Raw genomic sequence first — 24,791 nt, 5'->3', positions numbered from 1 at the left:
GAATCGATTCGATCGATTCGATTCGACTAAGCTACAACGCCATGGAGCCCGGAGCAAGCGACAAGCGGGCGAGACCCAATCTCGCGGCCGTTGCGGCGCTCGCCGGCGTCTCCGCCTCCACGGCCTCGCTCGCCTTCAGCGGCGCCGGCCCCGTCTCCGACGCGACCCGCGCGAAGGTGCTCGCCGCCGCCGAGCAGCTCAACTACGGCGGCCCCGACCCCCGGGCCCAGTCGCTGCGCCGCGGCCGTTCGGGCATCGTCGGCGTCTTCATGGAGGACCGGCTGCGCGAGGCGTTCCGCGACCCGATGAACATCGCCATGCTCGACGGCCTGGCGGACGTGCTCGGCTCCGCGGGGCTGGCGCTGCTCCTGCTCACCGAGTCGCAGGAGGACGGGCATCCGGAGCTGTCGACCGCGCCGATGGACGCGGTGGTGCTCGTCGGCTGCAGCACCCAGCTCGACAAGTCGGTCGTAGTGCTGCGTCAGCGCGGCATTCCCGTCGTCGCGATCGAGGCCGAGCACATGCCCGACGTGCTCGCGATCGACCTGGACAACCGGGATGCCACGGCCCGCGCCGCGCGCCACCTGCAGCAGCTCGGCCACACCCGCGTCGCCCTCGTCACCCTCCCGCTCGAGCCCACCCACGCGCGGGGAGAGCTCACCGAGGCGCGGATCGCGGGGTCGACCGCGTTCACGTCGAAGGAGCGCATTCGCGGGGCCAGGGACGTGTACCCGTCCATCGGCGGAGTAGTCGCGGCCGGGAGCTCGGTGGAGGAGGGGCTCATCGCCGGTCGGGCGCTGCTCGCGCGGGACCGGCCCACAGCCGTTGTCGCGCAGAGCGACCTGCTGGCACTGGGGGTGATCCGCGCGGCGGAGGAACTCGGCATCCGGGTGCCCGACGATCTGAGCGTGGTCGGCTTCGACGGCGCGCGCATCGAGGGCGCAGCGCCCTATGAGCTCACGACGCTCGTCCAGCCGGCGGTCGAGAAGGGGCGCGCGGCGGGGTCCGCGATCGTCGAACTGCTCGCGGGCGGCACGCCGGCGCCGCGCGGGTTCACGAGCGAGTTCCGCGAGGGCAACACCACCGGGCCGGCACGCGACTGACCGCGAGGCAAATTCATAAGATTCACAAAATCGTGAATCAGGCGTAGCATCGCGCTCATGACAGCTGTGATCCAGGCCTCGGGCCTGCGGAAGAACTTCGGTCGGGTCATCGCCCTCGACGGGCTGGACCTCAGCGTTGACGCGGGCGAAGTGCACGGCTTCCTCGGGCCGAACGGCGCGGGAAAGTCCACCACCATCCGGGTGCTCCTCGGACTCATGCGCGCGAGCGGCGGCGACGTGGCCGTTCTCGGCAAGGATCCGTGGACGCACGCGGTCGAGATCCACCGGAGGCTCGCGTACGTGCCGGGCGACGTGAGCCTGTGGCCGAACCTCTCCGGCGGCGAGACCATCGACCTGCTCACCGGGCTGTACGGCGGTGCCGATCCGCAGCTCCGCGCGGAGCTCATCCGCGACTTCGAGCTCGACCCGCGCAAGAAGGGCCGCAGCTACTCCAAGGGCAACCGGCAGAAGGTCGCGCTCGTGGCGGCGTTCGCCCGCCGCGCGGACCTCTACGTGCTCGACGAGCCGACGAGCGGCCTCGACCCCGTGATGGAGGCCGTGTTCACCGCCCAGGTGCGGCGCGTGAAGGGGGAGGGCGCTACCGTGCTGCTCTCGAGCCACATCCTCAGCGAGGTCGAGGAGCTGTGCGACCGGGTCACGATCATCCGGTCCGGGGCCGCTGTCGAGACCGGGACGCTCGCCGACATGCGCCACCTCACGAGCAACGCGGTGCGGGTGGTCACCGACGCGCCCGCGGCCGACTTCGAGGCGATCCCGGGGGTGCTGCACGTGCGGCGCGAGGGCGACGCGCTCCTGTTCGATGTGGAGACGGATGCCACGGCTGCCGCCCTGGCGCAACTGACCAAGCGCCCCGTGCACTCGCTGACGGTGACGCCGCCCTCGCTCGAGGAGCTCTTCCTCCGCCACTACGGCACGGAGTCCTGATGCTGCGACTGCTCCTGTTCCGTGCTCGGCGTGACCGGATAGTGGTGCCGATCTGGGTCGCCGCGACGGGCCTGCTCGCCTACGCGGGAGCGGCAGGGGTGCAGACCGAGTTCCCCACCGACGCCGGCCGGGAGGCCGTGCTGAAGGTCGCGATCGCGACGCCGTCCCTTCTCGCCCTGCGCGGCCTGCCGGACGGCGGCACCCTCGGCGCCTACGTCTACTTCCAGGTGTTCTGCTACATCGCGATCATGGCCGGGCTCATGAGCACCTTCCTCGTCACGCGCCACACTCGCGCCGACGAGGAGGGCGGCCGGCTCGAGCTCATCGGCGCGACGCCGGTCGGCCGCGCGGCGCCGCTGGCCGCGACCGTGCTGTGGGGCCTCGTCGCCAACCTCGCTCTCGGCGTGCTCGTGGCCCTCGGGCTCCAGGGCGGCGGCCTCCCGGCGCAGGGGTCGTGGGCGGCCGGGCTCGCGGCCGCGACGACCGGTGCCGTGTTCGTCGCGATCGCGGCCGTGGTCGCCCAGCTCGCGCCCACCTCGCGCGCGGCGAACGGCATCTCCGCGGCGATCGTCGGCGTCTCCTTCCTGCTGCGGGCGGTCGGGGATGCCACCGGCACGCCTGAGTTCGACACCATCACGGTCACGAGCGCCTGGCCGAGCTGGCTCTCCCCCATCGGCTGGGGCCAGCATGTCTACGCGTTCACCCGGGCGGACCTGTCGCCCCTCCTGCTCAGCGCGGCGCTCGCCGTGATCGGCGTGGTCGTCGCCCTCGCGGTGCAGTCCCGCCGGGACGCGGGGGCGAGCGTCCTGCGCGAGCGGAACGGGCGAGCCGCGGGCACTCCGCTGCTGCGCTCCGGCCTCGGCCTCGCGTGGCGGCTGCAGTGGCCGGCGGTGGTCGGGTGGGCGGTCGGCGGGTTCGTCCTCGGGTCCCTCGCGGGCACGCTCTCGGGCAGCCTCGCAAGTGCGGCGGGCCTGAGCGACCAGCTGCGGCGCGTGCTGGAGCTGTTCATCCCCGGCGGCACGGGGCAGCTCATCGACCTGCTCGTCGTGGCGGTGGTCGGCATCGCGGGCATCCTCGCCGGTGCCGCCGGCGCGCAGGCGATCATGCGGGCGCGCGGCGATGAGGCGGACGGCCGGGCGGAGCTGCTGCTCGCCGCACCGCTGCACCGGAGCGCCTGGCTGCTCGGCTACGTGCTCGTGGGGCTCGTGTCGGCGGCGGCGGTCGCGCTCGCCGCGGGCCTGGGCGCCGGGCTGTCGTTCCTCGGCACCGAGCCGGACCGGTTCTGGTCGAGCCTCGGTGCGGGCGCCGCACAGCTCCCCGCGGCGTTCGCGTTCGTCGCGGTCACCGCCCTCGTGTTCGCGGTGCTTCCGCGCGCGACGATCCCGGCCGGCTGGGCGCTCGTCGCCGTCGGGGCGTTCGTCGGCCAGTTCGGCGCGCTCGTGCAGCTGCCCGATGCGGTGCGGGACATCAGCCCCTATGCCCACACCCCGCTGCTGCCCGGGCCCGACCCGGACTGGGGCCCTGCCCTCGTCGTGGTCGCCGTCTCCGTCGCGCTTGTGGCGCTCTCGGTGCTGGCCCTGCGCAGGAGACAATTGACGGCATGACGGATGACGCACAGCGCAGCCTGAGGGACGACCCCGTCGCCCAGGCCGTCAGTGCGCTCGCCGCCAACGGATTCCCCCGCCTCCCCGCCACGGTGCTCATGACGCTGATGACCAGCGAGGAGACGGAGCTCACCGCCGAGGCCCTCGCGGAGCGGGCGCAGGCCAGTCCGGCGGCGATCTCGGGGGCGGTGCGCTACCTCACGACGATCGGCATGATCCGCCGCCACGTGCTGCCGGGCAGCCGCAGGTACGTGTACGAGCTGCCCGAGCATCCCTGGTACACCGTCTCTATAGAGAAGAACGACGTGTACGTGATGATGGCCGAGCTCGCGCGCCGCGCCGCCCCCGCCCTGGGCCCGCGGGGGGCGGCTCAGATGGAGGAGATGGCCGCGTTCTTCGAGTTCTTGAAGAAGCGGCTGCCCGAGGTGCTCGGGGAGTGGAGCGAACTGCGGAAGGGCTAGCGAACTAGGCTTTCCCGCATGAGTCTCGACACCCCACTTTCGGCAGGAATCGACCAGGGCGAGCTCGACTCGGCCATCCGCCCGCAGGACGACCTGTTCCGGCACGTCAACGGCAAGTGGATCGAGCGCACGGAGATCCCCAGCGACAAGGCCCGCTACGGGTCCTTCTACCTCCTGGCCGAAGAGGCCGAGAAGGCGGTGCGCGACATCATCGTCGAGTCGCAGTCGGCGGCGCCGGGCACGGAGGGCCGCAAGGTCGGCGACCTGTACGCGAGCTTCCTCGACGAGGCCAGGGTGAACGCCCTCGGCGCGGAGCCGATCAAGCCCGCGCTCGCGGAGGCGGCGGCCGTGGCATCCATCGACGACCTCCTCTCCACCCTGGGCCGCCTCGAGCGCGGCGGGTCGAGCGGGTTCTTCCAGCTCTTCGTGGACAACGACCCCGGCCAGCCCGAGCGCTACCTCGTGTTCGTCGAGCAGGGCGGCCTCGGCCTGCCCGACGAGTCCTACTACCGCGAGGAGAAGTTCGCCGACATCCGGACCAAGTACGCGGAGTACCTGGAGCGGATGCTCGCCCTCGCCGGCCTCGACGACGCACCCGCCCGCGCCGCCCGCATCGTCGCGCTCGAGACCGAGCTCGCCGGCCACCACTGGGACAACGTCGCCACCCGCGACAGCGAGAAGACCTACAACCCGATGCTGTGGTCCGCCGCCAACGACCTCGCGGGCAGCGTCGACCTCGACATCTGGCTGAACGCGCTCGGCGTGCCCGACAGGTCGTTCGACGAGGTCGTCGTGCGGCAGCCGAGCTTCATGTCGGGCCTCGAGTCGGTGCTCGTCGCGGAGAAGCTCGACGCCTGGAAGGACTGGCTGTCGTGGCAGGTCATCCGGTCGAACGCCGCCTACCTCTCGCAGGACTTCGTCGACGCCAACTTCGACTTCTACGGCAAGACCCTCACCGGCACTCCCGAGCTGCGCGCCCGCTGGAAGCGCGGCGTCTCGCTCGTCGAGGGATCGCTCGGCGAGGCTGTCGGGCGCATCTACGTCGAGCGCCACTTCCCGGAGGCCGCGAAGACCGCGATGGACGTGCTCGTCGCGAACCTCGTCGAGGCCTACCGCCAGTCGATCACCGACCTGGACTGGATGACCGCGGACACCAAGACCCGCGCCCTCGACAAGCTCGACAAGTTCACCCCCAAGATCGGCTACCCGGTGAAGTGGCGCGACTACTCGTCTCTCGAGATCGACGCCGCCGACCTCATCGGCAACGTGCGCGCGACGAGCGAGTTCGAGTTCCAGCGCGAGCTCGGCAAGATCGGCAAGCCGCTCGACCGCGACGAGTGGTTCATGACACCCCAGACCATCAACGCGTACTACAACCCCGGCTTCAACGAGATCGTGTTCCCGGCGGCCATCCTGCAGTTCCCGTTCTTCGACGAGACCCGGGATGCCGCGGCCAACTACGGCGCGATCGGCGCCGTCATCGGCCACGAGATCGGGCACGGGTTCGACGACCAGGGCTCGAAGTACGACGGCGACGGACGGCTCACCGACTGGTGGACGCCGGCCGACCGCGAGGCGTTCGAGGAGCGCACCAAGTCGCTCATCGCGCAGTACGACGCCCTGGCGCCGCGGCAGGTGCCGGACCACCACGTCAACGGCGCGCTCACCATCGGCGAGAACATCGGCGACCTCGGCGGGCTCTCCATCGCGTGGAAGGCCTACCTGCTCTCCCTGGACGGGCACGAGCCGCCCGTGATCGACGGGCTCACCGGTGCGCAGCGGTTCTTCCTCTCCTGGGCGCAGGCCTGGCAGCTGAAGGCGCGGGATGAAGAGGTCATCCGGCTCATCTCGATCGACCCGCACTCGCCCAACGAGTTCCGCTGCAACCAGATCGTGCGCAACATCGACGAGTTCTATGAGACATTTGGTGTAACCGAAACTGACTCACTCTGGCTCGACCCGAAAGAACGCGTCACTATTTGGTAGATGCAGCCCGAACCCGTGAACGCAGCGAGCGGGTGCGCGCCCCCAGGGTCGCGCGCCACGCTGGAGCTGGCGAAGTCGCGAACTTCGCCAGCACCTTTGCCGCGCTCGGAAAGCTCGCGTACGAGGGGGCGCAGGTCTCCGCGAGCGCCGTCGACCTGAACTCGGGCCGCACGCTGCTCGCGATCGACGACCGCATCGTGCTTCCCACGGCGAGCATCGGCAAGATCCTCCTGCTCATCGAGGTGTCGGCGCGGCTCACCAGTCGCGACTTCTCCGGCTTCGGCATCCTCGACAAGACCCCGCGCGACGCGGTGGGCGACTCGGGCATCTGGCAGCACCTGCAGGCGCCGTCGCTGCCGGTCGCCGACCTTGCCACCCTCGTCGGCTCCACGAGCGACAACCTCGCGACCAACGTCCTGCTTCGGCAGGTCGGGCTCGCGGCGGTCCGCGCCCGCACGGAGTCTCTCGGGCTCATGCGCACTGCGCTCCTCGATCTCGTGCGCGACAGCAGGGGCCCGGATGACGCACCGCAGCTCTCCGTGGGATCGACCGCGGAGCTCAGCTGGTTGTTCGGCGCCCTCGCCCGCAACGAGATCGTCGACCCCCTCACCAGCCAGCGGGTAATGGGGTGGCTCTCGCTCAACAGCGACCTCTCGATGGTCTCGAGCGCCTTCGGGCTCGACCCCCTCTCGCACCGCGGGACCGATCATTCGACCCTGCTCGTGAACAAGACGGGCACCGACATCGGGGTACGCGCGGAGGCGGGCGCACTGCGCGGCGGCCGGCGCGCGGTGTCGTACGCGGTGTCCATCCAGTTCAACGACGACGGCCTCGCTGCACGCCTGCGCGCCCTCGATGCCATGCGAACAGTGGGGTACGACCTTCTGGAGTACGTGCACTGAACCGGGGTACGTCCCCCAAAAGGAGGACACCCCCCGAAATGGTGGCTTGTCCGCATTTGGGGGGACCGTCTAACCTGAACACGCACCGACGCGGCTGAACCCGAAAATTTCGCCGCGTATCCGAAACGGTGCAGTCGAGTACCCGAGAAAACGACCGCGTCCCGAAACCGCGAGCGTCATACGGTTGTGCCCGAACTCCTACCCCTGGAGATCGACCGTGTTCAAGAAGTTCCTTGCCGTTGCGTCCGCGCTGCTCATCGCCGGGGGCCTTGCCCTCGTCGCGGTGGCCGCCCCCGCGTCGGCGCACCACACCGACCTGGCAGCCAGCGCGGTGTGTACGACCGACGGCGGCTGGGACGTGACGTGGAGCGTCATGAACTCCGAGAACTTCGACGGGAAGGTGACGGCGTCCAACAACGCCGCCGTCCCCGTCGGCACCGTTCTGCCGGCCAACCCCAACTACTACGGCTCGGACAAGTCGCTCTCGAAGCCCACCACCTACGTGCAGCACGTGACGAGCAACGCGGCAGTCAGCCTCGCGATCACCGTCACCTGGTACAAGCAGAGCGGCAGCGTCAGCAACAGCCAGAACATCACGTTCAACTCCTTCCCCGCGGGCTGCGGACCGAAGGAGGCGACCCCCGTCGCCCCCGACGTGGTCAAGGTCACCGACTGCGGCACCGTCGGCTCGGTCACCGCCAAGACCACGACCGGCGTCGTCTACGCCACCGTGTTCGACAAGGCGACCGGCGACTACACCGTCACCGCGACCCCCGCCTCCGGCTACTACTTCAAGGGCGACGCCGACCAGGTGATCACCTTCACGGGCAATGTCGGCACGACCTACGACTGCAACGTGAAGCCGCGGCCGGTCGCCGTGGTGGGCCAGTGCGTCTACGTCGCCGACGGCACCGCCTCCGACCGCACCTTCTCGATCACCTTCGACAACACGGCGAGCAACAAGCCGGTGCTGTTCCAGGTCGTCGGCAGCCCCGCTTACGACACGACGGTCGGCGCCGGCAAGAGCGTGACCGTCGACCTGCCGAACGTCTCGAACGCCGGCACCACCTACCAGGTCACCGCCGACGGCCAGGCCTTCGACCTCACCGCCGCACCGTGCCCGCCGTACACCAAGCCCGACCCCAAGCAGCGCGACGAGGTGAAGTCGGTCTTCGACTGCGCCGCCAACGACGCCACCGTAACCACGACGACGTTCACCACCGACTACGCCTTCGACACGACGAAGCTCGAGTGGGTCGAGCAGGCCGAGGTCAAGGGCACGCCCGTTGTCTCGCACCGCCCGCTCACCCCGGCCGAGGTCTCGAGCGAGTGCGGCGTGACGATCGGCACCGATCCGAGTGTCTCCCAGTGCAGCATCACCGACCCGAACACGGCCCTCACGAGCTGGATCCAGGTCGCCACGGATGCCCGCGTGGTCTACACCTTCGAGAACACGATCACCCACGTGGTGACCACCCCGACGGCGCAGTACACGAACGTCGATGCCGGCAAGTACATCGTCACCGCGGTTGCGGCGGCGGGATACGAGCTGCAGCCGACGGCCTCGCGAGTGTGGACCTTCTTCGTGCAGGACTCCAGCAAGTGCACGAACCCCACGCTGACCCTGGTGACCCCGAAGGTCTCGCAGACTCCGGCCACCTGCACCTCGGCAGCCACCTACACGATCGGCGCGGTCAAGGCCGGCACCATCACGTGGGAGGTCAACGGTGTGAAGAACACCCCCGCCGGCACGTACAAGGTCACCTCCGCCGGCAACGTCACGCTCATCGCGACGCCGACCGACCCCAAGAACGGCCTCGACCCGAGCTGGGTCAACCCGACCGTCCTGAAGTTCCCCTCGGCAAGCCTCGGCTGCGAGCTGACGACCCTCGCCTACACGGGCTCCGGCTCCATCGGCCAGCTCGGTCTCGCGGGCGGCATGGTCTTCATCGGCATCGGCGGCCTGTTCATCGCCCGCCGGAAGTGGACTGAGGCCAAGGTCGCTGCCGAGTAGCCACAGCAACGGCAGACGGAGGGCCCGGGTATTCGTACCCGGGCCCTTCGGCGTTTCCGGCACTCGGGCCGGTACATTCGACATCATGACGACGACGTCGATACCGACGGCCACCCCGCGCTTCATCGCGCTGTACGCGATCGGCTACGTCGGCTCGTACGTGGCGCTCATCACCCCGGTGGTGACGACCCTCGCTCTCAAGATCGCCGAGCTGGACCCGGCGGGCAAGGAGACGAGCCTCGGGCTCATCGCCGCGCTCGGCGCCCTCGTCGCGATCTTCGCCAACCTGCTCACGGGCGCGGCGAGCGACCGCACCCGGTCGAGGCTCGGCCGCCGCCGTCCGTGGATCATCGGCGGTGCGCTCGGCGGCGTCGTTGCGCTGTTCATCGTGGGCTTCGCCCCCACCCTGGCAGTGGTGGCGATCGGCTGGGCACTCGCGCAGCTCACGCTCAACATGGTGCTCGCCGCCCTGCAGGCGCTGCTGCCCGACCAGGTGCCGCTCGAGCAGCGCGCCCGGGTGAGCGCGGTGCTCGGCATCGCCCAGCAGGTCTCCCCCGTCGTCGGCATCGGCCTCGCGTACGGCGTGCAGGCCGCCGGCCTCGGCATCGCGAGCATGATCTTCATCCCGGGCATCGTCGGCGCCGTCCTGATGATCCTGCTCGCCGTCATGATCAAGGACGTGCCGCACGACGAGGTCGGTGCGTTCTCGGTCGGCGGGTTCGTGCGCAGCTTCGCCATCGCCAAGGGCAAGCGGTACGACGTCGCGTGGACCTGGTTCGGCCGCTTCTTCGTCATCCTCGGCTTCGCGGTGTACACGACCTACCAGCCCTACTTCATCACCGACCGGCTCGGGGTGGCCCCGAGCGACCTCATCCTCCAGCAGCTCATCGCGCTGCTGATCTTCGCGGGCTCGCTCACCGTGAGCGCCGTGCTGTGCGGGCGCGCGTCCGACCGCTCCGGCCGGCGCAAGCCGTTCGTGTTCGCGGCGGCGGCGATCGTCGCCGTGGCGCTGGCGATGCTCGCCCTCACTGACTCCCTCCCCGCCTTCTACCTCGCCGCCGTCGTGATGGGCGTCGGCATCGGCGCGTACTTCGCCGTCGACCTCGCCCTCATCACCGACGTGCTGCCCGACAAGGAGCACACGGCGGCCAAGGACATGGGCATCTTCAACATCGCGAACTCGCTGCCGCAGTCGGTGGCGCCCGCGATGGCGCCGCTCTTCCTGGCCATCGGCGGCGGGGGGAACTACACCGCGCTGTTCATCGCGGGGGCGGCTCTGTCGTTGCTGGGAGCGGCGCTGATCGCGCCGATTCGCGCCGTAAAGTAGCTGGATGCCAGACCTCACGCTCGAGCAGAAAGCCGCGCTCGTGGTGGGGGCGAACTTCTGGAGCACGCTCGCGATCGAGAGTGCGGGCATCCCCCCGGTCGTCGTCACGGACGGGCCGCACGGGGTGCGGCTCCAGCGCGGCGGCGGTGATGCGCTGGGCATCGGGGACAGCGTTCCGGCGACCTGCTTCCCGCCCGCGGCCGGCCTCGCGTCGAGTTGGAACCCCGAGCTCGTCGAGCGCGTCGGCGTCGCCCTCGGCGACGAGTCCCGCGCGGAGGGCGTGGGGGTGCTGCTCGGCCCCGGCATCAACATCAAGCGATCACCGCTGTGCGGGCGCAACTTCGAGTACTTCTCCGAGGATCCGCTGCTCAGCGGCGAGCTCGGAGCCGCCTGGGTGCGGGGGCTGCAGTCGCGGGGCGTGGGGGCGTCGCTCAAGCACTTCGCGGCCAACAACCAGGAGACCAACCGGATGACCGTGAGCGCGGAGGTCGACGAGCGCACGCTGCGCGAGATCTACCTGCCCGCGTTCGAGCGAGTGGTCACCGGCGAGCAGCCGTGGACGGTGATGTGCTCGTACAACCGGATCAACGGCGTGGCCGCCGCCGAGAACCACTGGCTGCTCACCGAGGTGCTGCGGGAGGAGTGGGGGTTCCGCGGGCTCGTCGTCTCAGACTGGGGCGCTGTCGAGCACCGGGTGCCCGCGCTCGCCGCGGGTCTGGACCTCGAGATGCCCGGACCGCAGGGGGACAGCGCGGAGGCGGTGGTCGCCGCGGTGCGGGACGGGTCGCTGCCCGTCTCCGTGCTCAACACCGCCGTGGGCCGGGTGCGGGCCCTCGCGGAGCGGGCGGGCTCTACGAGCGCCGCCGGGGCCGGGTCTGCGGGCGCGCATCATCAGCTGGCACGGGAGGCCGCGGCGGAGTCGATGGTGCTCCTGCGCAACGAGAGCGACCTGCTCCCCCTTGACACGGCACAGGCGATCGGCATCATCGGGGAGTTCGCCCGCAGTCCGCGCATCCAGGGAGCCGGGTCGTCGCAGGTGAACGCGACGCGGGTCGACACGGCACTCGAGTCGATCAGCGCCGTCGCCCCCGTGGAGTTCGCCCCGGGCTACGCCTTCGACGCGCGGGCCGACCCCGCGCCGCTCATCGCCGAGGCGGTGGCGGTGGCCGGGCGCTCCGACGTCGTGCTGCTGTTCGTCGGGCTGCCGTCGCGGGACGAGTCGGAGGGCTACGACCGCACCGACCTCGAGCTGCCCGGGGCGCAGGTGCGGCTCATCCGCGAGGTCGCTGCGGCGAACCCGCGGACCGTGGTCGTGCTGACCAACGGCGGCGTGGTGTCGCTCGAGCCGTGGCACGACTCCGTGCCCGCGATCGTGGAGGCGTGGCTGCTGGGCCAGGCCGGCGGCTCGGCAGTCGCCGATGTGCTGTTCGGACGGGTTGCTCCGTCGGGGCGCCTCGCGGAGAGCATCCCGATCCGCCTCCAGGACAACCCCTCGTACCTGAACTTCCCGGGCGACGGCGACACCGTGCGCTACGGAGAGGGGATCTTCGTCGGGTACCGGTACTACGAGACCGTCGACGTGCCGGTGCGCTACCCCTTCGGCCACGGTCTCACCTACACGACCTTCGGGTACGGCGACCTCGAGGTCTCCCGCGACGGCCGCACCGCGAGCGTCACCGTGACGAACACCGGCGACCGGGCGGGGCGGGAGGTCGTGCAGCTGTACGTCTCGGCGCCGACCGGGGGAATCTCGGTGCCGCGCCGGGAGCTCAAGGGCTTCGAGAAGGTCTCCCTGGAGCCCGGAGAGTCGATCCGTGTGCAGTTCGAGCTCGAATCCAGGGCGTACAGCCACTGGGACGTCGTCACGAAGGCCTGGGTGGTCGCCGGTGGGCGGTACCTGGTCGAGATCGGGCGCTCCGCGCACGACATCGCTGCCTCCGCGCCCGTGCAGCTCGCGGCCCCCCGCGCCGGGCGCCTCACTCTCGACTCCCGGGTCTCCGATTTCCTCGACCACCCGGTGACCGGGCCGATCCTCGCGCGGGCCGCCGCGGGCGCCGGGGACGGGGAGAGCTCGAACCTTCTCGACATGGTCTCGTCGATGCCGATGCGGCGGCTCATGCGGTTCCCCGGCGTCGGCGATTCCTTCAAGCAGGTGGGCGTTCTCATCGCCCTGGCGAACAACCCCGTGGTCCGCGGGGTCGCGAGCCTGTTCCGCCGCCGCTGAAAAGAGCCGGTCAGGCCTTCCTTTGGCGCGCCTTCGAGTACGCCTGTCGTTATGTATTGGACGTAGTACAACTCGTGTTGTACGGCGTCCAATTCCCCGACTCGCTCCACCTCCCGAGTTGCGGAGGACGCCGCGCCGCGTGTTGCGGAGGACGCCGCGCCCCGTGTTGCGGAGGACGCCGCGCCCCGCGTTGCGGAGGACGCCGCGCCGCGCGGCGGCACCGCGGGACCGCGGTCGCGGCGCGCCATCCTCCGCAACGAACGGGCGGGGACGGGACGGCACGGACGGGACGGGCTGTGCGGGGCTGGGGCGGGACGGGACGGGCTGGGCGAGGGCGGGGCTGGGACGGGGCGGGGCTGGGACGGGCGCGGGCAGCGGGCGGGCGCCGCAGCGGCCAGGGTCAGGCGGAGGCGGCGCGCCACTCCCGGTCGAGGATTGCGTAGACGCCGGTGTCGGCCCAGGCGCCCTTGAACTTGAGGTCTTCGATGTAGTGCGCTTCCTCGCGCATCCCGAGCCGGGTGCACAGGGCGATCGACGGGGTGTTGCGAGGGTCGAGCTCGGCGGTGACGCGGTGCACCTGCAGGCGGTCGAAGGCGAGCTCGAGCCCGGCGGCGCGCGCGGCCTCCGCGGCGTAGCCCTTGCCCTGGTAGGCCGCGGTCAGGGCCCAGCCCAGCTCGACGGTCTCGTTCTCCGCGCTCTTGAGCACGAAGTAGAGGCAGCCGATGACGCGGCCGTCGAGGTCGAGCGCGAACTCGACGAAGTCGTCGTCCTTCTCGATGTGGCGCGCGTCCTTCACCTTGTCGAGGTGCTCCTGCACCTGCTCGCGGGAGCGCACGTCGTAGAGCTGGTAGCGCGTGACCTCTTCGTCGGACATCCAGGCGTGCACGTCCTCGAGGTCGCCGTCGACCATGAGCCGCAGGAGGAGCCGCTCGGTGCGGATCGGCTCGTAGTCCCAGGGGATCACGCGGTGTCGGCCTTCCGCTCGGGCTCCGCCGGCCGCACCCCGTGCAGTGCGTCGAGCCCCGCGACGAACTCGTCGAGCCGGCCCTCCGCGGCCAGGGACCGGGCGCGCACGGATGGCTCGTGCAGCAGCACTCCCGCGAGGTGCCGCAGCGCGGCCTCCGTCTCGTCGCCGGCGCCGCGCCCCCGGGCCCGGGCGATCTCGGCGTCGAGCAGCTCGAACACGTGCGTGCGCAGCGCGACGATGGCGGGCTCGGCGGCGGCCTCCGCGGTGAACTCGGCCGCGGCCGTGCGGACCAGGTCGTGCGCCTGCTCCGAGAGCTGCTCGAGCGGGGCGTGCAGCCGCACGGTCTCGAGGTCCAGCAGCTCGACGCCCGGCACGGAGGCCACGGCCGGGTCGATGTTGCGGGGCAGGCCCAGGTCAATCACGAGGCGGCGGTCGGTGCCGGTGAACATCTCAGGCCCGATCACGGTGTTGGCCGTGCAGGCGATCACGACGTCGACGTCAAAGGAGTGGTCGTGCACGAGCCCGTGCTTGGCGGCGAAGGCCGGTCCGCGTCCGGTGCGGCTGAGCACCCGGATGTCGCGCGCGCCCCTCTCCCGCAGCGCGGCCACGGTGGTGGCGGCGTACCGCCCGGTCCCGATGATGAGCACGCGGGCATCCGCCCAGTCGCCGACCCGGCTCGACGCGAGCTCGAGGGAGAGGCGCACGAGGGAGCGGCTGGCCCCGCCCAGGGAGGTGAGGTTGCGCACGCCGCGGCTGGTGTGGGTGGCGCGCTGGAAGAGCCGCTCGAGGTCGCGGCTCGTGGTGCCCTCCGTGCGCGCGCGGTCGAGGGCGCGCCCGACCTGGCCGGCGATCTCGTCCTCCCCGACCACCACGGACTCGAGCCCGCTGGTCACGGCGAACAGGTGCGCCGCGACATCCTGGCCCTCATGCACGGTGATGCTCGCGCGCAACTCGGCCGTCGGGATGCCGCTCGCCTCGCTGAGCGACGAGAGGGTGGATGCCACCGCCACCGCGGTCGCGGCGGTGAGCGGCTCATCGATGTCGAGGTAGGCCTCGAAGCGGTTGCACGTCGCGAGCACGACGGCTCCGGTCACGAAGGCCGTGGAGTCGACCAGCGCCGCCGTGGCCTCGGGGGCGACGAACGACAGCTTCTCGAGTAGCTCGAAGCTCGCATTGCCATGGTTCGAGCTGAGGCACAGGAGCACGACCTAATGTTAACCCCGTGCCCCTGACCTCCGACCATCCCCTCCTCGACGGTCGGACCGGCTCCTCTCCCCTGGTGCGCGCCTACCGCGGCGACCGCCCCGAGGTCACGCCCGTGTGGTTCATGCGGCAGGCCGGGCGCAGCCTGCCCGAGTACCGCGAGCTGCGCGTGGGCAACGAGATGCTCGAGGCCTGCCTCACTCCCGCGCTGGCGAGCGAGATCACGCTGCAGCCGGTGCGGCGCCACCGGGTCGACGCCGCGGTGTTCTTCAGCGACATCGTCATCCCGGCCAAGCTCGCCGGTGTCGAGGTGTCGATAGTGCCCGGTCGCGGTCCGGTCTTCGAGAGCCCGATCAGGACGGCGGCGGATGTCGCGGCCCTCCGCCCGCTCGACCCCGAGGCGCTGGCGCCCATCCGCGAGGCCGTGGCGATGACCGTCGAGGCGCTGGGCACCACCCCGCTCATCGGGTTCGCCGGAGCACCGTTCACCCTCGCCTCCTACCTCGTCGAGGGAGGCCCCTCGAAGGACCAGCTGCGCACCCGCACACTCATGTACACGGAGCCCCAGGTGTGGGCGACCCTGCTCAACTGGTGCGCCGACATCGCGGGAGAGTTCCTCGTCGCGCAGGTCGAGGCCGGGGCATCCGCGGTGCAGCTCTTCGACTCGTGGGTGGGCTCGCTCAGCGAGCAGCAGTACGTGCGCCGGGTGGCCCCGCACTCGAAGCGCGCGCTGTCGCACCTGCGCGGCTACGACGTGCCCAAGGTGCACTTCGGCGTGGGCAGCGGCGAGCTGCTCAAGGCCATGCACGGCATCGGCGCCGACGTGATGGGGGTGGACTGGCGCATCCCGCTGGACACCGCGTCGGAGCGGCTGGGCGGCGGCGTTCCCCTGCAGGGCAACATCGACCCCGCCCTGCTCGGCGCCCCCGCTCACGTGCTCGAGGCGCACGTGGAGGACGTGCTCGACCGCGGCCGTTCCGCCCCCGCTCACGTCGTCAACCTCGGCCACGGAGTGCCGCCCGACACCGACCCCCACGTGCTCACCCGCATCGTCGAGCTGGTCCATGCCCGCTGATTTCACCGTCGTCGGCGGCGGGATCGGCGGCCTCGTGGTCGCGCGGAGGCTCGCCCTGGCGGGCCGCTCGGTCACCCTCCTCGAGGCCTCCGACCGCCTCGGCGGGACGGTGGCGCGCCACCTCGTCGGAGGCATCGATCTGGACAGCGGTGCGGAGAGCTTCGCCGTGCGCGGCGGCACCGTCGCGGCACTCGCCCGCGAGATCGGGCTCGGCGACGAGCTGGTCGTGCCGTCGCCCGAGGGCGCCTGGCTGCAGCCCGTGACGGGCCCGGCCGTGCCGCTGCCGGCGACGAGCGTCCTCGGGATCCCGGGCACGCCCCTCGCCGCGGACGTCATCGCCGTGGTCGGTGCGCGGGCGGCGCTCCGGGCCCAGCTCGACGCCCTCATCCCGTCGCTGTGGGCGCGCAAATCCCTCACCCTCGGCACCCTGGTGCGGCGCCGGATGGGGCGCGCCATGCTCGAGAAGCTCGTGGCGCCGGTCGTGCACGGCGTGCACTCGGTGCACCCGGACGAGCTGCCCCTCGACCGGGCGGGAGGCCTGCGCGCCGCGTTCGCGCACGAGGGCTCGCTCGCGGCGGCGGTCCGGTCGCTCCGGGATGCGGCGCCGGCCGGCTCCGCGGTCGCCGGCATCCGCGGCGGGGTGCACCGGCTCGTGACCGAGCTGGCCGCCGACCTCGAGACCTACGGCGTTGACGTGCAGCTCGGGCGGCGCGCGCGGTCGGTCGACGGCCTCGACGGCACCGTCGTGCTCGCCGCGCCGCTCGACCCGTCCGGCGGCCGAACTGTCGTGCTCGCGACACTCGTCGTCGAGGCGCCCGAGCTGGCGACGGCGCCCCGGGGCACGGGGGTGCTCGTGGCGCAGGGGGCCGTCGGCATCCGGGCCCGTGCCCTCACGCACTCGACCGCGAAGTGGGAGTGGCTCCGCGAGCGGGCCGGTGGGCGCGAGGTGCTGCGGCTGTCGTACGACTCCGAGCCCGAGAACCTGGCGGAGGCCGCCCGGCAGGACGCCTCGGCGCTGCTCGGCGTCGAACTGCCCGCACCGGTCGGCTTCGCCCGCGTCGAGTGGACGCGCTCCCGCGAGGGCGCTGCTGACGTCGGGGAGAGCGTCGCGGGCACGGGCCTCGCGGGCATCATCGCGCAGGCGGGCGCGAAGGCGGAGGAGCTGCTCGCGGGTTGAGTAAGGCGCTCTGGCGCCTGTATCGAAACCGGGTGGGTTGAGTAAGGCGCTCTGGCGCCTGTATCGAAACCGGGTGTGCGGGTGCGTGGTTTCGATACGGCCGTGGGCGGCCTACTCAACCCACCGGGTTTCGATACGGCGCTAGAGCGCCTACTCAACCCACCGGGTTTCGATACGGCGCTAGAGCGCCTACTCAACCCGCCTACTCAACCCCCCCGCCGCGCTCCCAGCGAACGTGGGGGAGGATAGACGTATGAGCGACAGCGAGTCCACGCCGCTCGGCTACGCACTCTGGGCAGTGCTGCGCCGAGACCCGAGCCGCGAGGTCGGCACTATCGACCTGGAGCCCGCGATCGCGGCGGTCGAGGCGGCGGAGGTCACGATCCGCGGCTTCTACGACGTCTCCGGCCTGCGCGCCGACGCGGACCTCATGATCTGGCTGCACGGCGACACCCCGGAGACCCTGCAGTGGGCCCTCCGCGAGCTGCGCCGCGCGCTGCCGGCTCTGCTCCCCACGTGGAACGCGATGGGCGTCCACCGCGACGCCGAGTTCACTGCCAACCACCTGCCCGCCTTCATGCGCGGCAAGGAACCGGAGGCGTGGCTCACCGTCTACCCGTTCGTCCGCTCGTACGAGTGGTACCTCCTGCCCGACGAGGAGCGCCGCGCGATGCTCGGCCAGCACGGGCGAAAGGGCTCCGAGTACTCGCAGGTGCTCGCGAACACTGTCGCGAGCTTCGCGCTGGGCGACTACGAGTGGATCCTCGCGCTCGAGGCCCCGGAGCTCGTCGACCTGGTCGACCTCATGCGGCACCTGCGGCAGACGGATGCCCGCCGCCACGTGCGCGAGGAGATCCCGTTCTACACCGGCCGCCGCATTCCCGCCGCCGAGGTCGCGGAGATCCTGAAGTGACGATCACCAACGGCCTCGTCCCCGGAGCCACCCCCGCCGCCCAGTCCGGCCCCGAGCACGTCGAGGAGCCCGTCGCCTACGACGCGATCCTGCTCGCGAGCTTCGGCGGCCCGGAGGGCCAGGACGACGTCATCCCCTTCCTGCGCAACGTGACCCGCGGCCGCGGCATCCCGGAGGAGCGCCTCGAGGAGGTCGCGCACCACTACCGCGCGTTCGGCGGCATCTCCCCCATCAACGCCCAGAACCGCGAGCTCAAGGCGGCCCTCGAGGCCGAGCTCGCGAGGCGCGGCATCGATCTGCCCGTCCTGTGGGGCAATCGCAACTGGAGCCCGTACCTGCGCGAGGCGCTCACCGAGGCGCACGAGCGCGGCTTCACGAAGCTGCTCGCGATCGGCACCTCCGCCTACTCGTCCTACTCGAGCTGCCGTCAGTACCGCGAGGACTACGCGATGGCCCTCGACGAGACCGGCCTCGGCGGAGCGATCCAGATCGACAAGGTTCGGCAGTTCTTCGACCACCCCGGTTTCGTCGAGCCCTTCATCGAGGGCGTGAGGCAGGGGCTTCGGGATGCCGCGGCTCAGGGCATCCGCCCCGAAGACACCCGCGTGCTCTTCGCCACCCACTCGATCCCGACGGCGGATGCCGAGCGCTCCGGCCCGCAGGGGAACGCGTACCAGGCGCAGCACCTCGCGGTCGCCGAGGTGATCATGCTCGACCACCCGGGCATCGGCTGGGACCTCGTGTACCAGTCGCGCTCCGGCCCGCCGACGCAGCCGTGGCTCGAGCCCGATATCAATGACCGCATCACCGAGCTGGCCGGCGAGGGAGCCAAGGCCGTCGTGATCGTGCCGCTCGGCTTCATCTCCGACCACATGGAGGTGAAGTGGGACCTCGACACCGAGGCGCTCGAGACTGCTGAGGAGCACGGTGTCTTCGCGGTCCGGGTTCCCACTCCCGGCGTCCATGCGGCCTTCGTGAGCGGCCTCGTCGACCTCGTCCTCGAGCGGCGGGACGGCATCCCCACCGCCGACCGCCCCGCGCTCTCGGAGCTCGGCCCCTGGTACGACGTGTGCCGGCCGGGCTGCTGCGAGAACGTGCGGCTCGGGTTCAAGCCGGCGCTCGCGGGGCTCGCGCCGTGACGCTCCGTATCGGCACGCGCGGCTCGGCGCTCGCCGTGGCCCAGACCGGCACGATCGCCTCCGCTCTCGCGGCCAAGGGCGCGGCGACCGAGATCGTCACGATCTCCACCGAGGGCGACCGCTCGACCGAGCCGCTCGCCACCCTCGGCGGCACCGGGGTCTTCGCGACCGCCCTGCGCAACGCCCTGCTCGCCGGCGAGGTCGACGTCGTCGTGCACTCGCTCAAGGACCTGCCGACGGCGGCGCACCCGGGCCTCGTGATCGGGGCGATCCCCAAGCGGGCTGACCCCCGTGACGCCCTGTGCGCGCGGGACTCCCTGACGATCGACACCCTGCCGCCCGGCGCCCGCATCGGGACCGGCTCCCCGCGGCGGGTAGCGCAGCTGAAGGCCCGCCGGCCCGATCTTGAGGTCGTCGGCATCCGGGGCAATGTCGACACTCGACTGGGCAAGGTCGCCTCGGGCGAGCTGGATGCCGTCGTGCTCGCCGCTGCGGGGCTCGAGCGCCTCGGGCGGCTCGACGCGATCACCGAGTTCCTCGGTATCGACGGCTGGCCGACCGCGCCCGGCCAGGGCGCGCTCGCGGTCGAGGTGCGCGCGGGCGAGGAGAAGCTCGTGTCCGCGCTCGACCACCGCACGTCGCGTGTGATCGTCGACGCCGAGCGCCAGACGCTCGCACTGCTCGAGGCGGGATGCTCGGCTCCGGTCGGGGCGCACGCGCTCATCGACGACGGCATGCTGTTCCTCTCGGCGCGGGTGTACGCGGCCGACGGATCGAGCCGTCTCACGAGTTCGCACGCGCTCTACGTCGACGACGTGAAGGACCCGGCCGGCGACCTCGCCGCGCGCGTGTCGAACGAGCTGTTCGATCTGGGCGCCCGGGAGCTGATGGCCTGATGGACCGCCCTCGCCGCCTGCGCCAGTCCCCCGCGATGCGCCGCCTCGTCGCGGAGACGCGGCTGCACCCCGCGGACCTGATCCTGCCGCTGTTCGTGCGCGAGGGCACGACCGAGGCGATCCCGATCTCGTCGATGCCCGGGGTCGTGCAGCACTCGCTCGACTCCCTGCGCGCCGCGATCGCGGAGGCCGCGGAGCTCGGCATCGGCGGCGTCATGCTCTTCGGGGTACCGGAGCACAAGGACGCGATCGGCAGCGGCGCGACCGACCCGGACGGCATCCTCAACGTCGCGACCCGGGTCGCCGTCGAGGAGGCCGGCGATGCGCTCGTGGTGCAGACCGACCTGTGCCTCGACGAGTTCACCGACCACGGCCACTGCGGCGTGCTCGACGAGGAGGGCCGCGTCGACAACGACGCCTCGCTGCTCCGCTACCGCGACATGGGCCTCGCCCAGGCGGAGGCCGGATCCCAGCTGCTGGGCCTCAGCGGCATGATGGACGGCCAGGTCGCCGCGGTGCGTGACGCGCTCGACGGCGCTGGATTCACTGACACCCCCCTGCTCGGCTACTCCGCGAAGTACGCCTCCGCCTTCTACGGCCCGTTCCGCGAGGCCGTGCAGTCGTCCCTCGTCGGCGACCGCCGCACATACCAGCAGGATCCGGCCAACCGCCGCGAGGGCACGCGCGAGCTGCTGCTCGACATCGAGGAGGGCGCCGACATCCTCATGGTCAAGCCCGCGATGAGCTATCTCGACGTGCTCGCCGATGCGGCGGCGCTCTCCCTCGTGCCGGTCTGGGCCTACCAGGTGTCGGGCGAGTACGCGATGATCGAGGCCGCCGCCGCGAACGGCTGGATCGACCGCGCGCGCGCCATCCACGAGTCGGTGGTGTCGATCAAACGGGCGGGCGCCGCTGCCGTGCTGACCTACTTCGCCGCCGAGATCGCGCGGGCCCTCCGATGAGGGGCGACGAGTTGCCGCAAGATGCTCGCTCGCGGCCCGGGGCGCAGCATTTAGGGGCAAGTCGCGAGGCGGGAGCACGATGACGACCAACGATGCGGCCTTCGCCCGCGCCCGCGCCGTGCTGCCCGGCGGGGTGAACTCCCCGGTGCGCGCGTTCGGCTCGGTCGGCGGCTCCCCCCGCTCGATCGTGAGCGCGCGCGGCCCGTACGTCACCGACGTGGAGGGCACCGAGTACGTCGATCTCGTGAGCGCGTGGGGCCCCGCGATACTGGGGCACGCGCATCCCGAGGTCATCAAGGCGGTGCAGGATGCCGCGGCGCGCGGTCTCGGATTCGGCGCCTCCACCCCCGGCGAGGCCGAGCTCGCCGAGCTCGTGCGAGACCGCGTGGGACCGCTCGTCGAGAAGCTGCGCCTCGTCTCCACCGGGACCGAGGCGACCATGACCGCGATCCGGCTCGCGCGCGGCGCCACCGGGCGCGACCTGCTCGTGAAGTTCGCCGGCCACTACCACGGGCACTCCGACGGGCTGCTCGCCGAGGGCGGCTCGGGCCTCGCGACGCTCGCGATCCCGGGTTCCGCGGGAGTTCCGGAGGCGATCGCCGCGCAGACCATCGTCATCCCGTACAACGACCTCGACGCGGTGCGCGAGGTGCTCAGCACGCGCGAGGTGGCCGCCGTGATCGTCGAGGCCGCCGCCGCGAACATGGGCGTCGTGCCGCCCGACTCGGGCTTCAACGCCGAGCTCACCCGCCTCGCGCACGAGCACGGTGCGCTCGTGATCCTGGACGAGGTGCTCACCGGCTTCCGCGTCTCCCCCGCCGGTTGGTGGGGCCTCGATACGTCCTACCTGCCCGACCTCGTGACGTACGGCAAAGTCATCGGCGGCGGTCTCCCGCTCGCGGCGCTCGGTGGACGCGCCGAGATCATGGACCTTCTCGCCCCTCTCGGCCCGGTGTACCAGGCGGGCACGCTGAGCGGGAACCCGGTGGCTGTTGCCGCCGGACTCGCGACACTGCGACTCACGGATGCCGCTGTCTACGAGCACCTCGACGCGACGGCGGCCACCATCTCGACGGCTCTCGGGGAGGCCCTCGCCGCGGAGGGAGTCGCCCACTCGATCCAGCACGCCGGCAACCTGTTCTCCGTGGCGTTCCGCGGCACCCCGCCGCGCGACTACGAGCAGGTCAAGGCGCAGGATGCGTTCCGCTACCCGCCGTTCTTCCACGCCATGCTCGACGCCGGGGTGTCACTCCCGCCGAGCGTGTTCGAGGCGTGGTTCGTGTCGGCGGCGCACGACGACGTGGCGGTGGGCCGCATCCTCGAGGCACTGCCCGCGGCGGCGAGGGCAGCAGCACTCGCGGGTTGAGCAGGGACCTCTGCGGCGCGGTTGTCCGAGAGGGTTTCGATACGGCCGCGGGCGGGCTACTCAACCCACTCCCGTTGACGTATTCCGCCGCCGGTATAAATGCGCGAGGATGAACCTTACTCGCTCCGACGCCGCCGCGTAACCCAAGAGTTCCTGTGAAGGCCGCGGTCTACTCTGGAACCAGACGTCACGACGAAACGGAGAACACCGTGAAAGGCAAGATCCTGCTGGTGGTCGGAATCGGCATCGGCTACGTGCTCGGCACGCGCGCCGGCCGCGAGAAGTACGACCAGATGAAGGCCAGCGCACTCAAGCTCTGGAACGACCCGCGCGTGCAGAAGCAGGTCAACAACGCCGAGGAGTTCGTGAAGGACAAGGCGCCGGATGTCGCGGAGTTCCTCTCCGACGGCGCGAAGAAGGTCGTCTCGCAGGTCTCGGGCTCGAAGGCCCCGGCCAAGCCGGCGGCGCGCAAGCCCGCGGCATCGAAGTCGTCCACGACGAAGTAGCCCGGCCATGACTGGCGTACCCGGTCCCGCTCCCAAGCGCGGCCTGTTCAAGCTGATCGCCGATATCCCGACGCTCCTCATGGACCTCGTCCGCGGCGAGATCGACTCGTTCAAGCAGGAGCTGATCAGCAAGCTCAAGCTCGCGGGCGTCGGCATCGGCCTCCTGGTCGGCGCGGCGACGTTCGCGTTCTTCGCGGTCCTCGTGCTGATCGCCGCCGCGATCCTCGGGCTCGCGACCGTGCTGCCGGCCTGGGCGTCCGCGCTCATCATCGGCGGCGGGGTGCTGCTCATCGCGGTCATCCTCGCCCTCGTCGGAATCTCCAGCCTCAAGAAGGGCGTGCCTCCGGCGCCCACCGAAACCATCAAGAGCATCAAGAAGGATGTCCGCGCGATCAAGGGCATCGGAAAGCGAGCTAACTCATGAGCGACGCATCTGCACGAGTCACCAGCGCCCGGGCCGACCTCGAGGCAACCCTCGATGCCATCGAGGACAAGCTGAACGTTCCCAAGCGGTTCGGCGAGATCACCGACAAGGCGAAGGCCTCGTACGAGAAGAACCCGGTGCCGTGGATCATCGGCGCGACCGCCGCGGCGATCGTCGTCGTCGGCCTCGTCGCGTGGGCCGTCCTCAGCGACGACGACGAGTAGGGGCATCCCCTCGATTCGCGCCCACCGCCGCAGTCGGGGAGGATAGGCACATGGCAGCCAAACCGCTCGGCGGTTGGCGCGTGCTCGTTCCCCGAGGCGGCAAGTGGGGTGACGGCGTTGCGGCAACCCTCAGGAGCTACGGCGCGATACCCGTCATCGCGCCGATGATCAATTTCGCGAGCGCTGACGACGGCGCCGCGCTCGCCAACGCGCTGCACGAACTGAAGGACGGCCAGTTCGACTGGCTCGTCGTCACGAGCGCCACGACCGTCGATGTGTTCGTCGGTCAGGGCGCGACGATCCCGCCCACGACCAAGATCGCCGCGGTGGGGGAGACGACCGCCGCCGCCCTCGTGCTCGCGGGCTACCGCGTGGACTTCGTGCCGGCGGCCGACAACTCGGCGCGCGGGCTCGTCAAGGAGTGGCCGCACTCGGAGATCACGGGCCGCGTGCTCGTGCCGCAGTCCGACATCGCCGAGCCGAACCTGGTCACCGGGCTCGGCAAGCTCGGGCTCGACGTGCAGTTCATCGCCGCGTACCGGACGGTCGGCGTACCGGTGTCGGACACGGTCGCGGCGGACGTCGCATCCGGCCGCATCGGCGCGGTGCTGGTGAGCTCGGGCTCCGTCGCGCGCCAGATCGCCGCTCAGCTCGCGCCGCTGCCGGAGGGCACTGTCGTCGCGTGCATCGGGCCCCGGACCGCGTTCGACGCGCGCGCGGCCGGTCTGACGGTGGACCTCATCGCGGACGACCGCTCCGCCGACTCACTCGTCGCGGCGCTCGTGGAGCACGCGGCACGGGGCGCTGCAGCCGACTAGCTGCCGCACTGAGCCAGCGCGCGGAGCCTGGCGGACGAAGCATGCCGCGCTACAGCTCTTGAGTTGCGCCACAACAGTTTCAGTAGCGCGAAACAGAACCTGTAGCGCGAACGACGCGCGGCGGGCTAGGCCGTCGTCAGCGCCAGCACCAGGAAGACGACGCCGATGAGCGGCGCCACACCCTGGATCGCGGCCGAGCGAGCGAGCTTCGGCGACGACGTGATCAGCACCAGGGCGGCGAGCACCATGCTCAGGGACGCGAAGATGCTCAGCGCGATGCCGCCCTGCTGCCAGTTCGTGGAGCCGAGCATGACGAGCCCGACGCCCGCGCCGAGCGCGAGGAACACGTTGTAGAAGCCCTGGTTGAACGCCATCGGCTTGACCGTGTCGGCCTCAGCCTGCGTCTTGAGGCCGAAGCGCCTCCAGACCGCGGGCCGCGACCACAGCACGCTCTCCAGGAAGAAGATCAGCAGGTGGATGAGGGCTGCGATGAGGACGAAGACCGAACCGATGATGACGAAGGCGCTCATGCCCGCCAGTGTGGCACGGATTCGG

General features: G+C 71.2%; 23 protein-coding genes. 20 read left to right on the top strand and 3 right to left on the bottom strand.

The genetic code is table 11. The annotated features are described in order from the left end of the window. Positions 1-41: 41 nt before the first annotated feature. The 9 genes from AC1RTC_RS08595 to AC1RTC_RS08555 all read left to right on the top strand — a co-directional run bounded on the left by AC1RTC_RS08595 (position 42) and on the right by AC1RTC_RS08555 (position 12,566). A complete protein-coding gene (locus tag AC1RTC_RS08595; protein ID WP_493155105.1) occupies positions 42-1,103 on the top strand; it encodes a LacI family DNA-binding transcriptional regulator in 1,062 nt (353 codons plus the stop codon). Positions 1,104-1,160: 57 nt separating this feature from the next. Continuing rightward, the gene (locus tag AC1RTC_RS08590) at positions 1,161-2,048 is read left to right on the top strand and encodes an ABC transporter ATP-binding protein (RefSeq protein WP_493155104.1); all 888 of its coding nucleotides are present in this window, start codon (positions 1,161-1,163) and stop codon (positions 2,046-2,048) included. Then, positions 2,048-3,652, top strand: coding sequence for an ABC transporter permease (locus AC1RTC_RS08585; RefSeq protein ID WP_493155103.1), 1,605 nt, complete (start codon positions 2,048-2,050; stop codon positions 3,650-3,652). Before AC1RTC_RS08590 ends, AC1RTC_RS08585 begins: the two co-directional genes overlap by 1 nt. After that, positions 3,649-4,113 (top strand): GbsR/MarR family transcriptional regulator, encoded by a 465-nt coding sequence (locus AC1RTC_RS08580; RefSeq protein ID WP_493155102.1) that lies wholly within the window; start codon positions 3,649-3,651, stop codon positions 4,111-4,113. Before AC1RTC_RS08585 ends, AC1RTC_RS08580 begins: the two co-directional genes overlap by 4 nt. Before the next feature lie 18 nt (positions 4,114-4,131). Further along, on the top strand, positions 4,132-6,099 hold the full coding sequence (locus tag AC1RTC_RS08575) for a M13 family metallopeptidase (RefSeq protein WP_493155101.1): 1,968 nt from the start codon (positions 4,132-4,134) through the stop codon (positions 6,097-6,099). A gap of 32 nt (positions 6,100-6,131) precedes the next feature. Further along, a complete protein-coding gene (locus AC1RTC_RS08570) occupies positions 6,132-7,001 on the top strand; it encodes a serine hydrolase (RefSeq protein ID WP_493155100.1) in 870 nt (289 codons plus the stop codon). 217 nt (positions 7,002-7,218) lie between these two features. Beyond that, entirely contained in the window at positions 7,219-9,015 is a 1,797-nt protein-coding gene (locus tag AC1RTC_RS08565) for a hypothetical protein (protein ID WP_493155099.1), read from the top strand. A gap of 85 nt (positions 9,016-9,100) precedes the next feature. After that, entirely contained in the window at positions 9,101-10,342 is a 1,242-nt protein-coding gene (locus tag AC1RTC_RS08560; protein ID WP_493155098.1) for an MFS transporter, read from the top strand. Between the two features lie 4 nt (positions 10,343-10,346). Continuing rightward, positions 10,347-12,566 carry a glycoside hydrolase family 3 C-terminal domain-containing protein gene (locus tag AC1RTC_RS08555; protein ID WP_493155097.1) on the top strand — a complete coding sequence of 740 codons (2,220 nt, stop codon included), beginning with the start codon at positions 10,347-10,349 and terminating at the stop codon, positions 12,564-12,566. Positions 12,567-12,966: 400 nt separating this feature from the next. Here AC1RTC_RS08555 and AC1RTC_RS08550 read toward each other — a convergent pair whose 3' ends face one another. Further along, on the bottom strand, positions 12,967-13,530 hold the full coding sequence (locus AC1RTC_RS08550) for a GNAT family N-acetyltransferase (RefSeq protein WP_493155096.1): 564 nt from the start codon (positions 13,528-13,530) through the stop codon (positions 12,967-12,969). After that, positions 13,527-14,738, bottom strand: coding sequence for a glutamyl-tRNA reductase (locus AC1RTC_RS08545; protein ID WP_493155095.1), 1,212 nt, complete (start codon positions 14,736-14,738; stop codon positions 13,527-13,529). The genes AC1RTC_RS08550 and AC1RTC_RS08545 overlap by 4 nt, the downstream gene beginning before the upstream one ends. 17 nt (positions 14,739-14,755) lie before the next feature. Between AC1RTC_RS08545 and hemE the strand changes: the two genes are divergently transcribed. The 11 genes from hemE to AC1RTC_RS08490 all read left to right on the top strand — a co-directional run bounded on the left by hemE (position 14,756) and on the right by AC1RTC_RS08490 (position 24,236). Next, the gene (hemE, locus tag AC1RTC_RS08540; protein WP_493155094.1) at positions 14,756-15,811 is read left to right on the top strand and encodes a uroporphyrinogen decarboxylase; all 1,056 of its coding nucleotides are present in this window, start codon (positions 14,756-14,758) and stop codon (positions 15,809-15,811) included. Next, positions 15,801-16,988 (top strand): protoporphyrinogen/coproporphyrinogen oxidase, encoded by a 1,188-nt coding sequence (locus AC1RTC_RS08535; RefSeq protein WP_493155093.1) that lies wholly within the window; start codon positions 15,801-15,803, stop codon positions 16,986-16,988. The genes hemE and AC1RTC_RS08535 overlap by 11 nt, the downstream gene beginning before the upstream one ends. A gap of 253 nt (positions 16,989-17,241) precedes the next feature. Further along, a complete protein-coding gene (gene hemQ / locus AC1RTC_RS08530; protein ID WP_493155092.1) occupies positions 17,242-17,901 on the top strand; it encodes a hydrogen peroxide-dependent heme synthase in 660 nt (219 codons plus the stop codon). Positions 17,902-17,903: 2 nt separating this feature from the next. Then, on the top strand, positions 17,904-19,040 hold the full coding sequence (locus AC1RTC_RS08525) for a ferrochelatase (protein ID WP_493155241.1): 1,137 nt from the start codon (positions 17,904-17,906) through the stop codon (positions 19,038-19,040). Beyond that, on the top strand, positions 19,037-19,936 hold the full coding sequence (gene hemC, locus AC1RTC_RS08520; protein ID WP_493155091.1) for a hydroxymethylbilane synthase: 900 nt from the start codon (positions 19,037-19,039) through the stop codon (positions 19,934-19,936). The genes AC1RTC_RS08525 and hemC overlap by 4 nt, the downstream gene beginning before the upstream one ends. Continuing rightward, a complete protein-coding gene (gene hemB, locus AC1RTC_RS08515) occupies positions 19,936-20,898 on the top strand; it encodes a porphobilinogen synthase (protein WP_493155090.1) in 963 nt (320 codons plus the stop codon). Before hemC ends, hemB begins: the two co-directional genes overlap by 1 nt. A gap of 79 nt (positions 20,899-20,977) precedes the next feature. Then, positions 20,978-22,264, top strand: a complete 1,287-nt coding sequence (gene hemL, locus AC1RTC_RS08510) for a glutamate-1-semialdehyde 2,1-aminomutase (protein WP_493155089.1) — start codon at positions 20,978-20,980, stop codon at positions 22,262-22,264. 209 nt (positions 22,265-22,473) lie between these two features. Then, positions 22,474-22,770: a YtxH domain-containing protein gene (locus AC1RTC_RS08505; protein ID WP_493155088.1), complete on the top strand. Its 297-nt coding sequence runs from the start codon at positions 22,474-22,476 to the stop codon at positions 22,768-22,770. A 7-nt stretch (positions 22,771-22,777) separates the two neighbouring features. Next, positions 22,778-23,194: a phage holin family protein gene (locus AC1RTC_RS08500; RefSeq protein WP_493155087.1), complete on the top strand. Its 417-nt coding sequence runs from the start codon at positions 22,778-22,780 to the stop codon at positions 23,192-23,194. Beyond that, positions 23,191-23,418 (top strand): DUF3618 domain-containing protein, encoded by a 228-nt coding sequence (locus tag AC1RTC_RS08495; protein ID WP_493155086.1) that lies wholly within the window; start codon positions 23,191-23,193, stop codon positions 23,416-23,418. Before AC1RTC_RS08500 ends, AC1RTC_RS08495 begins: the two co-directional genes overlap by 4 nt. Before the next feature lie 50 nt (positions 23,419-23,468). Continuing rightward, positions 23,469-24,236: a uroporphyrinogen-III synthase gene (locus AC1RTC_RS08490; RefSeq protein ID WP_493155085.1), complete on the top strand. Its 768-nt coding sequence runs from the start codon at positions 23,469-23,471 to the stop codon at positions 24,234-24,236. 125 nt (positions 24,237-24,361) lie between these two features. On the opposite strand, the gene AC1RTC_RS08485 is transcribed toward AC1RTC_RS08490, so the two are convergent. Next, positions 24,362-24,766, bottom strand: a complete 405-nt coding sequence (locus tag AC1RTC_RS08485; RefSeq protein ID WP_493155084.1) for a DUF1304 domain-containing protein — start codon at positions 24,764-24,766, stop codon at positions 24,362-24,364. Positions 24,767-24,791 lie beyond the last annotated feature (25 nt).

The sequence above is a fragment of the Rhodoglobus sp. GW821-FHT12B09 genome (assembly GCF_058809925.1).
This window is presented reverse-complemented; position numbering and strand designations above follow the sequence as displayed.